Source organism: Geminisphaera colitermitum TAV2 (assembly GCF_000171235.2).
Classification (GTDB): Bacteria; Verrucomicrobiota; Verrucomicrobiia; order Opitutales; family Opitutaceae; genus Geminisphaera; species Geminisphaera colitermitum.
The window spans coordinates 1-9493 of sequence record NZ_ABEA03000193.1; the positions used below are offsets into that span (position 1 = coordinate 1).

The 9493-nt window shown below is 59.9% G+C and carries 9 protein-coding genes; 3 read left to right on the forward strand and 6 right to left on the reverse strand.

Annotated elements, in window-relative coordinates; all coding sequences use genetic code 11:
- Positions 1-155: 155 nt before the first annotated feature.
- The 6 genes from OBACDRAFT_RS22385 to OBACDRAFT_RS22410 all read right to left on the reverse strand — a co-directional run bounded on the left by OBACDRAFT_RS22385 (position 156) and on the right by OBACDRAFT_RS22410 (position 6924).
- Complete coding sequence (locus OBACDRAFT_RS22385) at positions 156-1808, reverse strand: ABC1 kinase family protein (protein WP_043589158.1); 1653 nt, start codon at positions 1806-1808, stop codon at positions 156-158.
- Positions 1809-1916: 108 nt separating this feature from the next.
- Entirely contained in the window at positions 1917-2255 is a 339-nt protein-coding gene (locus tag OBACDRAFT_RS22390) for a phasin family protein (RefSeq protein WP_043589159.1), read from the reverse strand.
- A 227-nt stretch (positions 2256-2482) separates the two neighbouring features.
- The gene (locus OBACDRAFT_RS22395) at positions 2483-3469 is read right to left on the reverse strand and encodes a malate dehydrogenase (RefSeq protein WP_043589160.1); all 987 of its coding nucleotides are present in this window, start codon (positions 3467-3469) and stop codon (positions 2483-2485) included.
- A 181-nt stretch (positions 3470-3650) separates the two neighbouring features.
- The gene (locus OBACDRAFT_RS22400) at positions 3651-4445 is read right to left on the reverse strand and encodes a 3-ketoacyl-ACP reductase (protein WP_043589161.1); all 795 of its coding nucleotides are present in this window, start codon (positions 4443-4445) and stop codon (positions 3651-3653) included.
- A 76-nt stretch (positions 4446-4521) separates the two neighbouring features.
- Positions 4522-5775: a tRNA dihydrouridine synthase DusB gene (dusB, locus tag OBACDRAFT_RS22405; RefSeq protein WP_232767584.1), complete on the reverse strand. Its 1254-nt coding sequence runs from the start codon at positions 5773-5775 to the stop codon at positions 4522-4524.
- 66 nt (positions 5776-5841) lie between these two features.
- On the reverse strand, positions 5842-6924 hold the full coding sequence (locus tag OBACDRAFT_RS22410; protein WP_043589162.1) for a LacI family DNA-binding transcriptional regulator: 1083 nt from the start codon (positions 6922-6924) through the stop codon (positions 5842-5844).
- A gap of 186 nt (positions 6925-7110) precedes the next feature.
- On the opposite strand from OBACDRAFT_RS22410, the gene OBACDRAFT_RS22415 reads away from it, so the two are divergent.
- From OBACDRAFT_RS22415 to OBACDRAFT_RS22425, 3 genes are all read left to right on the forward strand, one after another.
- Positions 7111-7944, forward strand: coding sequence for a PEP-CTERM sorting domain-containing protein (locus tag OBACDRAFT_RS22415; protein WP_043589167.1), 834 nt, complete (start codon positions 7111-7113; stop codon positions 7942-7944).
- Between the two features lie 136 nt (positions 7945-8080).
- The gene (locus tag OBACDRAFT_RS25955; protein WP_052362386.1) at positions 8081-8785 is read left to right on the forward strand and encodes a type II secretion system protein; all 705 of its coding nucleotides are present in this window, start codon (positions 8081-8083) and stop codon (positions 8783-8785) included.
- Between the two features lie 39 nt (positions 8786-8824).
- Entirely contained in the window at positions 8825-9457 is a 633-nt protein-coding gene (locus OBACDRAFT_RS22425) for a hypothetical protein (RefSeq protein ID WP_043589164.1), read from the forward strand.
- Positions 9458-9493 lie beyond the last annotated feature (36 nt).

The window sequence follows — 9493 nt, forward strand, 5'->3', positions numbered from 1 at the left end:
GCTTCGCGTCGTCCGGCGGCCTGGAGACCGCCGCTCCTTGCTTCGGTTGCGTAACATCAGTGATTAAATTACAAATATTGCATTTTTCCGGCTCTGCGTTCTCCGCGTCTCTGCGTGAGACAAAATAAACCGACAATGTCCCAGGATATTGCAGGCTACTTGTGTCGTCCGTGGCGGAAAATGTCCCACACGATGTAGCAACCGAAGAGGGCCGAGAGGAGATATCCGATGATCCCAAGCGCGGGATAACCGAAGAGCGTGGGGCCCACTCTCGTTGTAATGATGAGCGACGAACCCATGACGATTGAGCCCACGATGACGCCGAGCGTGATGCGGTTGCTGGCGGTCTTAAGTGCGTCGTCGAGGTCTTCGAGCCCTTGGTGTTGAAACTTGATCGTGAGATCGTCGCGTTCGAGGCGGCGCAGGATGCGAAACAGGCCGGAGGGCAATTCGCGCGCGCCCAGCGCCATGGAGCGCAAGAACTGGTGGGTCTCGCGCCACACGGCGCGCGGGCCGGTGCGCTCGGCGTAGAGTTGCTTGAGCACGGGGCGGGCGTGGCTGGCGAGTTCGAAGCCGGGATCGAGCGTGCCGGCCACCTCCTCGATGGAGAGCACGGCCTTGGCCATGAGTGAATAGTCGCGGGTGATGTAGATGCCGTTCTGCCCAAAAATAAACAGGAGCTTGAGCATGGCGCGCCCGATCTGCTCGTGGCCGAGCGTGGGGTTGAAATCTTCGCGCAAGGCGAGCGTCACGTCGCGCTCCATGGCGCGCAGGTCGGCGCGTCCGCCGGGGCTGCCAAGCTCGGCGGCGATTTGCACAATGCGCTCGGCGTCCTGCGCCACGGCCGCGCTGAGCAGGTCCGCCAGTCCGTGGCGGAGGCGTTTGGTGAGGTTGCCAACCATGCCCCAATCGAGGAAGCAGAGGCGTCCGTCGGGCACGATGAGGACGTTGCCAGCGTGGGGATCGGCGTGGAAAAAGCCGCTGATGAGCACTTGGTGAATGATGGACTCGGCACCGTTGGCGGCGATGCGGCGGGCTTCGTCACGCGTGAGTTTGGAAGACGACACGGGGGTGCCGTCGATCCACTCCATGACGAGCACGCGTTCGCCGCAGAGTTCATCCGCGACAGCGGGGGCGAAGACTTTTGTCGGGTTGGGGTTGAGGGCGTTGAAATATTGCTGGTTGCGCACCTCGTTGCGGAAGTCGAGTTCGCGCAGGAGGCTGGCCTTCACCTCGGCAACGACGGCGGGCAGGTCGTAGGGCTGGAGCGCGGCGATGCGGTGGTGCAACTGGGCGATGAACCAGGTCAGCAGGTCGAGGTCGGCATGGACGATCTTGGCGAGGTTGGGACGTTGCACCTTGACGGCCACGGCGCGTCCGTCGGGGAGCGTGGCGCGGTAAACTTGGGCAAGCGAAGCGGAGGCGACGGGCGTCTCGTCAAAGGTGGCGAAGACTTCGTACGGTTCGAATTCGAGTTCATCGACGAGCACCTCGCGCATCTCGTCAAAGGGGAGCGGGCTGACGGAGTTTTGGAGTTTGCGCAGTTCGAGGATGAGTCCGTGCGGGAGCACGTCGGGACGCATGCTGAGGATTTGGCCGGCCTTGACGAAGGTGGGACCGAGTTCTTCGAGGGCGAGGCGGGTGCGTTCCCAGAGCGTGCGCCGCTGGCCGGGCTGGGGCACGAGGCGTTGCCACCAGTGACCTTGCGGGTCGATTTGGTTGAGCAGGTTCGCAAAGCCGTGCCGGGCGAGAACGGTAAATATTTCCTTGGCCCGGACGGCGTTGGTGATGAGGCCGAGTGGCTTCATGGGAAAAGCTGAAACGCTAAAAAGCTAAAAGCTGAAATGAGGGAGGAGGGGGGGGGGGGGGAGGCAGTCTGATTTTAGCTTTTTAGCATTTTAGTTTTTAGCTTTTTTTCACGGTTCGCCGTTGCGGGTGGGCGTTTCGGCGGGGGCGGATTCGTTGTTGAGGCGGGCTTCGAGGGCGGCGATGCGCTGTTCGAGCGTGGCGACGCGGTCCTTGAGCACGGAGGATTCGCGGGCCGTGAGTTCCTTGAATCGGGCGGTGAGTTTTTCGCTCACGTCTTCGAATTCCCGGCGGCCTTGCTCGGCGATTTTCTCCGCCATGATGCGCGCGTCGCCAGCGGAGACTTTTCCCTGGCGTACGAAATCATGGAGGGTGTCCTCGACTTTTTCCTTGGTAACGACAGCGGCGCCAACACCCGCGAGTAGCGTTTTTTTGATGAGGTCGATCATGGGAGCACAACTAAGCGGTGTCCTGCGATGGCGTCAAATGTAGTGATGCGCGCATTTCAATTGGCCGAACCGTCCATTCACCATGCCCGTCCTCCCCCCCCCCCCTTCGCTGGAACAACAAAAACGGCGCCCCAGATTTCCGGGGCGCCGAGAACACAAAACCCAAACTAACAACTATCTTTTTATCTAACAACTAACACTAACATCATACTAACCCGTATCTAACACTAACCAATCAGTTCGGCGACCATGGCGCGTTCTTCAACGAGCTCTTTGTTGGTGGCCGCGATCTTCTGCTTGGCGAAGTCGTCCATGGCGTAGCCGTTGATGACTTCGTAGCTGCCGGGGGTCGTGGTGCGGACGGGGAGTCCGGCCCAGACTGCGGGATCGAAACCGTAGGCGCCGTTGCTCTTGACGGCGATGGAGTGGATGGTTCCCGGGGTGACCAGCGAGCGGACGTGGTCAACGAGGGCGTTGGCGGCGGAGGCGGCGGAGGAGAGGCCGCGGGCGGCGATGATGGCGGCGCCGCGTTTGCCGACGGTCTCGCAGAACGGACCCTTGAGCCAGGCGTCGTCGTTGATGACTTGGGCGGCGGGCTTGCCATTGATCGTGGCGTGCGCGAAGGCCGGGAACATGGTCGGGCTGTGATTGCCGTAGATGAAGATGTCTTTGACCGCGGTGAGATCCACGCCTGCTTTTTTGGCGAGTTGGGTCTGGGCGCGGTTTTGATCGAGGCGCACCATGGCCGTGAAGCGGTCGGGCGTGAGGCGCCTGGCCTGGGAGGCGGCGATCATGCAGTTGGTGTTGGCGGGATTGCCAACGACGGCGATGCGGGCGTCGTCCGCAGCGACTTGGTCAATGACTTTGCCGGTGCTGGTGAAGATGCGTCCGTTGTCTTTGAGGAGGTCGGCGCGTTCCATGCCGGGACCGCGGGGCTTGGCTCCCACGAGGAGGGACCAGTTGGCGTCCTTGAAGCCGACTTCGGGCTTGTCGGTGAGGACGAGTCCCTTGAGCAGCGGGAAGGCGCAGTCGTCGAGTTCCATGGCGACGCCTTCGAGGGCCTTCATGACCTTCTCGACGGGGACTTCGATGAGTTGGAGGATGACCGGCTGGTCAGGACCGAACATGGCACCGGAGGCGATGCGGAAAAGGAGGGAGTAGCCGATCTGGCCGGCGGCTCCGGTAACTGCTACGCGGATGGGAGTTTTGCTCATATGTTGGAAGGAATTTTCAGGTTATCTGGAAGTGGGCCGGGGTGAAACGCAGCGATTGCGTTTTAACCCGCAGAATTGGCCCGGAGTCGAATGTATCAGTGGAAAGTCCAAGGTCTGAAAGTCTAAAGTCATCAGCGAAGAATTAACCTTCGATTTTCAGTCCTCCGACCGTTTGAGGTTTTTACAGGCGTTGCAGGTGAAAGCCGCCGTCAACGTCGAACACCGCGCCGGTCGAGAATGGGAAACGGTCCTCGGCAATGGCACGCACGGCACGGCCGATGTCCTCAGGCGTGCCCCAGCGGCGGATGGGCGTGATGCCGTCCTGGAGGATGAGCTTGTCGTATTTTTCCTTCACGGCACCGGTCATGTCGGTGGCGATGATGCCGGGGCGCACTTCGTAAACGTTGATGCCGTCATTCGCCAGACGGTCGGCGTAGAGTTTGGTCATCATGGCGAGGCCGGCCTTGACGATGCAGTAGTCGCCGCGACTGGTGGAGGCGGTGTAAACGGAAATGGAGGTCGTCGTGACAATGCGCCCGCGGAAGCCTTCGCTGTCGCGCTCTTGTTTGAGCATCTGGTTGGCGACGAGTTGAGTAAGAAAATACGGACCTTTGAGGTTGATCGAATAGAGGCGGTCGAAGCTCTCTTCGCCGGCTTCGAGGATGTCGGCGCGCACGGTGGGGGCAACGCCGGCGTTGTTCACAAGCAGATCGATGCGACCAAAGTTTTTTACGGTTTCGGCCACAAGGCGCGCGCGGTCGGCGGCCACAGAAACGTCGCCTTGCACAGTGAAGCCGTCGCTGCCGAGGGCGCGGATTTGGGCAAGCGTCTCATCCGCGGCGGCAGAGTTGCCGGCGTAGTTGATGGCCACGCGATAACCGGCCTTGGCGAGTTCGAGGGCGATGCCGCGACCGATGCCACGCGATGCACCGGTGACAAGGGCGTGTTTTGCAGAGGGTTTGGAGGTGGAAGACATGCCATTTCCTAAAAGGAAGCCACCGGACGAACTCAACCGGAATGCTTCACGAAAACGTCACTGAATCGGGTTTGTGCTAGAGCGACGGGCGTCCCGCCCGCTGTAGGGGCGTCGCTTGCGACGCCCGCGCCAAGCCTGTCGAGACAACAAATCTGGCACGCTCACCAACGATCCACCGGCCCCTTCGGCACCGGAATCGCGGCACGCTCCACTGCCCCCCCCCCTCCCCTGCTCCGCCTGCCTCGCCCGGTGCGCGCATGAACGTCGCCGTCAGCGGCTCCAGACGGAAGCGCGGCAACAACTCGCCATTCCCACCGCCGCCCTCTCCACCGCCGCTGCTCGTATCGCAAAACTGCGCCCGCCATGCCACATACTCTGCCACCACCGCGGCAAAATCGGCGCGTGAGGTGATCGTAATGATCTTTTGTTTGAACAATTTCGACGGTCCAAACCGCCGCGCATACCACGGCGCCACGCGGCGGAACAAACGCGCCCCGTGTTCCTCGCCGTAAAATTCGCAATACCGCTCAAAGTGCCGCGTCATCACGCGCAGGCGCTCGGCAAACGTCGGCTCCGGCAGGAGTTCGCCCGTGCGCAGCAGGTGCTCGGTGCGCTTGAAAATCCACGGATCATAAAACGCCCCGCGTCCCACGCTCACGCCTGCGCACCCCGTCTCCGCAATCATGTGGCGCGCCGACTCCGGTGTAGTGACATCGCCATTACCAATGACCGGCAATCCCGGCACGGCCTCGACCACGGCGCGAATGCCGGCGAGATTGACCGTCCCCGAAAACCCCTGCGCGCGCGTCCGCCCGTGCACGAAGATCGCGGCGACGCCCACGTCGGCGAGCACGCGGGCCAGATCGGGCGCGGTGATATTGGCGTCGTCCCAGCCGAGACGCATTTTTGCGGTGACGGGGATTTTGTTGCCAACCGCCTCGACCATGCCGCGCACGAGGGCGGCGGTTTTGTTCAACTCGGTCATCATCGCGGCCCCCCCCCCGATACCGACCACCTTCTTGACGGGACACCCCATGTTGACGTCCACGGACTGCGCGCCGAGTTCTTTGCAAATCACGGCGGCGTCGCGCATTTCCTCCGGCACGGAGCCGAAAAGCTGGATGGCGAGCGGTTGATCGCCGGGCGCGGTTTCCACGAGTTTCATCGCCCCCTTGCTGCGCTCGATGAGCGAGCGCGCATTGACGAGATCGGTCGTGGCCCACCCCAGACCGCCGAGTTCGCGCACCGTGAGCCGCATGGGCAGGTTGGTGTATCCGGCAAGCGGAGACAGAAAAAGATTGGAGGAAAGAGTGACCGGCCCGATGCGCATGACTCTTGCAAGCAAAGACTGACGCACGGGCGCGCTGAAAGACTAAAGAACGCCAGGCATAAAACGCTAACCGGCGCGCCCTGTCGATTCCCGCACCTCCAGCCGCACCGGCACCCGGTCCATCAGCGGCTGCCGCGGTGTGCCGGCGACGACCGCTTTCGCATTGATCCTCGGGCCATCATCGCCAGCGCCACCACTGCCGCCACTCACTCCCAGCAAACCAAGCAATCGCGTCGCCGCCCGCCGTCCGATCTCCACCGGGTCCTGCGCCACCGTGGTCAGTCGTGGCCGCACACTCGTTGACGCCCGTAAATCCGCAAATCCCACCACCGACACATCCGCCGGCACGCGCAATCCCGCATCCTGCGCCGCCGCCATCGCATCGAGGGCCACCCAGTCGTTGAAACACAAAATTGCCGTCGGCCTCTCCCCCCCCCCCCCCGCCAGCAACTCCCGCGCCAGACTCAGCGGCTCGTCCGAGCCATAGTGGACGATTTCGCGTATCCATTTTTCATACACAGTCACGCCGTGCCGCGCCATCGCATGTTGAAATCCCTCCAGGCGCGCCCGTCCTGTACTTGTTTTCCGGTGACAAATATTGGCGATGCGGCGGTGCCCCAGTGACAGCAGATGCTCCGTCGCCAGCACCCCGCCCTCGAAATCCTGACTCCCGACAAAATCGAAGCCCTCGCACCCTGCGAAGGTCTGGTCCACGACCACGATTGGACGCCGGAAATTTCGCAACTCCTGCAAATACGCCTGCGACGGCTGATCGGCGGGCGGGAACATCAGCAAGCCATCCACGCGCCGCTCTGCGAACGTCTGCAAAACCTGTTCTCCGCCCCTCACGCACAAATCCCAACTAATGACTATGGCGTCGTAATCTGCGCCGTAGAGCACCTCCAACATCCCCTCGATGATGCGTCCCGGGAAATCGCTGCGAAAGTCGTTGCACGTCAGCCCGACGGTCATGCTGCGTCCGCTTTGGATCGCGTGGACGAGCCGGTTGGGCCGGTAATTATACTTTGAGGCCACACTGAGGATGCGCTGGCGTGTGGCATCTGAAACTCCAGGTTTGCCACTCAAAGCCTTGGACGTGGCTCCAAGGGATACTCCACAAATACGCGAAATTTCAGCAAGAGAGGGCATGGTGCTTCTCTAGAAACCACTTTCTTTTGCCATGACAAGTCTATTTTTTTGAATTTTCAAAATAAGACACTGCCAAACATGTGATTATGTATGTTTGCTTTGTGGCAAGAAAATACTTGCCAAAAGGAAAGAAACTACTTTCTCTATTGGCAGTTTTCTTTCGTATTTCAACCCAGCCATACTCAAATGAACCCAACTCGAATCACTACGCGCACTCTTGTCGGAGCGGCCGTCCTCAGCGTCCTTGCTGCATTGTCATCCACCACCCACGCCACTCCTGTTTCCTCATGGACGAAGAGCGCTGGTAGTACGGCCATCACCGGTCTGGACACCGCCAACCCAGTCTTCGGCAACGGCACAGCCAATTCCGCGAATGGCTATCAGATCTACGCGACCCTGCCCGAAACCTATACGCTCTCTGCTGTCGGCGACACGCTCACCTTTTCAGGCTCCGTCGCTCTCACGATTGCTGGCGACTCAGGTGCCGACCAATTCCGCTTCGGGCTCTTCAACACCCATAGCAGCAGCACCACCAATGGCTGGCTCGGCTATTTCGCCACCAACAGCGGTACGGGTGCCAATCCCAATGGTCGCCTCTGGGAGCGCACTGCGACCAACACCACTGCCTACTTCAATAATGGGGCGGGTATGGCCGATGAGCGACAAGCGTTCGCAGGAACCCCCGCAGGGAAATTTGGATCGGGTAACTACACCTTTTCCTTCGCCCTTGAGCGAATCGAAACGGGTCTCAGCGTAACTTGGTCGATTACTGGTACCGGCTCGACCACCTATTCCATCGGCGGCACCTATAAAGACGCCACGCCGCTCACTTGGTCCTTCGACCGCGTAGGCCTCATGAGTGGCGGCGGCCTCAACGCCTCTCTGGCGAGCTTCTCCGGCATCAATGCAACCTATACTCCAGCCACTCCCGTTCCCGAACCCGCCACATGGGCATCGCTTGCTGCACTGTTGACACTCGGCATCGCTTTTATTGCTCGCAGGCAGTTCAGTCGCAGGTGAGCCATTTTTGATAAATTGACTCCCCCTTGCTTCAACCGGCGGCGATAAACCGCCGGTTATAAATCACGCTCCCCGTCCTCGATTTTGCCTTTTTACCAATCGACTCCAAACTTACGCCTTTCGCGCTACCACCATCATGAAAACGTCCCCCAACGCTTCAAATTACGTTCACCGCACATCCGCTTTCACCCTCATCGAACTCCTTACCGTCATCGCGATCATTGGTATCCTGGCAGCCATTACACTTGCCGCTGTCAGCCGTGTCCGCGCTCAAGCGCAACAAGCCCGCTGCGGTTCCAACATCCGCCAGCTAGCCACTCTTGCTGCTATTTGGGCACAGGACAACGGAGACTGGGTACCGCAAGCCTGCTGGGCTTGGAAGGGAATTCACAACAAGGTAGCCGGAGCGACCAATCTGCGCAATGTCGGCTACAATGACAAAGTAGGCACCTGCGGGGCTGTTAACGATGGCCTCACCTATCCCCCCCATTACGGCCTCAACAGCCAACTCGCCTCGGCGGCAAACAACACGGTTTATTATGTTCATGGATACTACAAGTTTTCCAGCGTCCTCACTTCTCGAACTATTCTCTTTGCCGAAACTAAATGGGTGAGCAATTGGTCGCAAAACGCTTCCAACGTCACTGATGCTGCGCCAGAAGGTGGCGGCAGGACTGGAGCTTATCTTGCTGCGGTTGGAGACACCACAACCTTCGACACGCGCCATAACGGCAAAGGCTATGTTGCCTACACTGACGGGCACATTGCGCTCAAAACGGTGAAAGACCTCACCGCTATCAATTCCAACAACGACCCGTGGAAAGTTGGCATTTCCCAATAGGTCTCCTCCCCCCAATTTCCAATTTGTATTTTATTTCCCATGACACGCATCCTCTGCCCACTCGCCCTGTCTCTTTTAATTGCCTGCACGACTAATCAGGCATCGGCCCAAGACGCCGCTGAGCCACAACCCCAACTCCTCGCCAAATACACCTTTGAAGGCATCCCCGCGCACATTCCTGACTGGGGCGGTGGCGTCGGAAACGTTTACAAACCGGCGACCGGCTGGAAAACGCCCTTTATCGTCAAACTCGACACCAACGACCCGCATTCCGGAGGCAACTCCCTGCGTATCGAACTTCTGGAGACAACGAACGGCGAGAAAATCGTCCACACCCCCTCCATCAAAATCCCTCTCCCCGAAACCACCGCTCCCGGCAAAGTAAGCATTCGCCTCTATATTCGCACCCAAGGCATTGTTGAAAAAGGCGCCCTCATCCGCGGCCTCGAACGTGACGAAAAAGGCAAAATCGTCCGTTACCTCGGCAACAAAAAAGAACTCTTCCCCGTACCGGAAACCGCCACCTGGCAAGAATTCACTACGCAAGCCACACTCGCCCCGAATACCCGCTCCATATCGGTCATGCTCTCGCTCACCAAAGAACAAACATCTCCCGCGACAGTCTGGCTCGACGACATCTCCGTTGAACTCCAACCCGCTCCCACCCCATAACCAACCCCACGACCGCAACACCTCTCCAACCTCCTC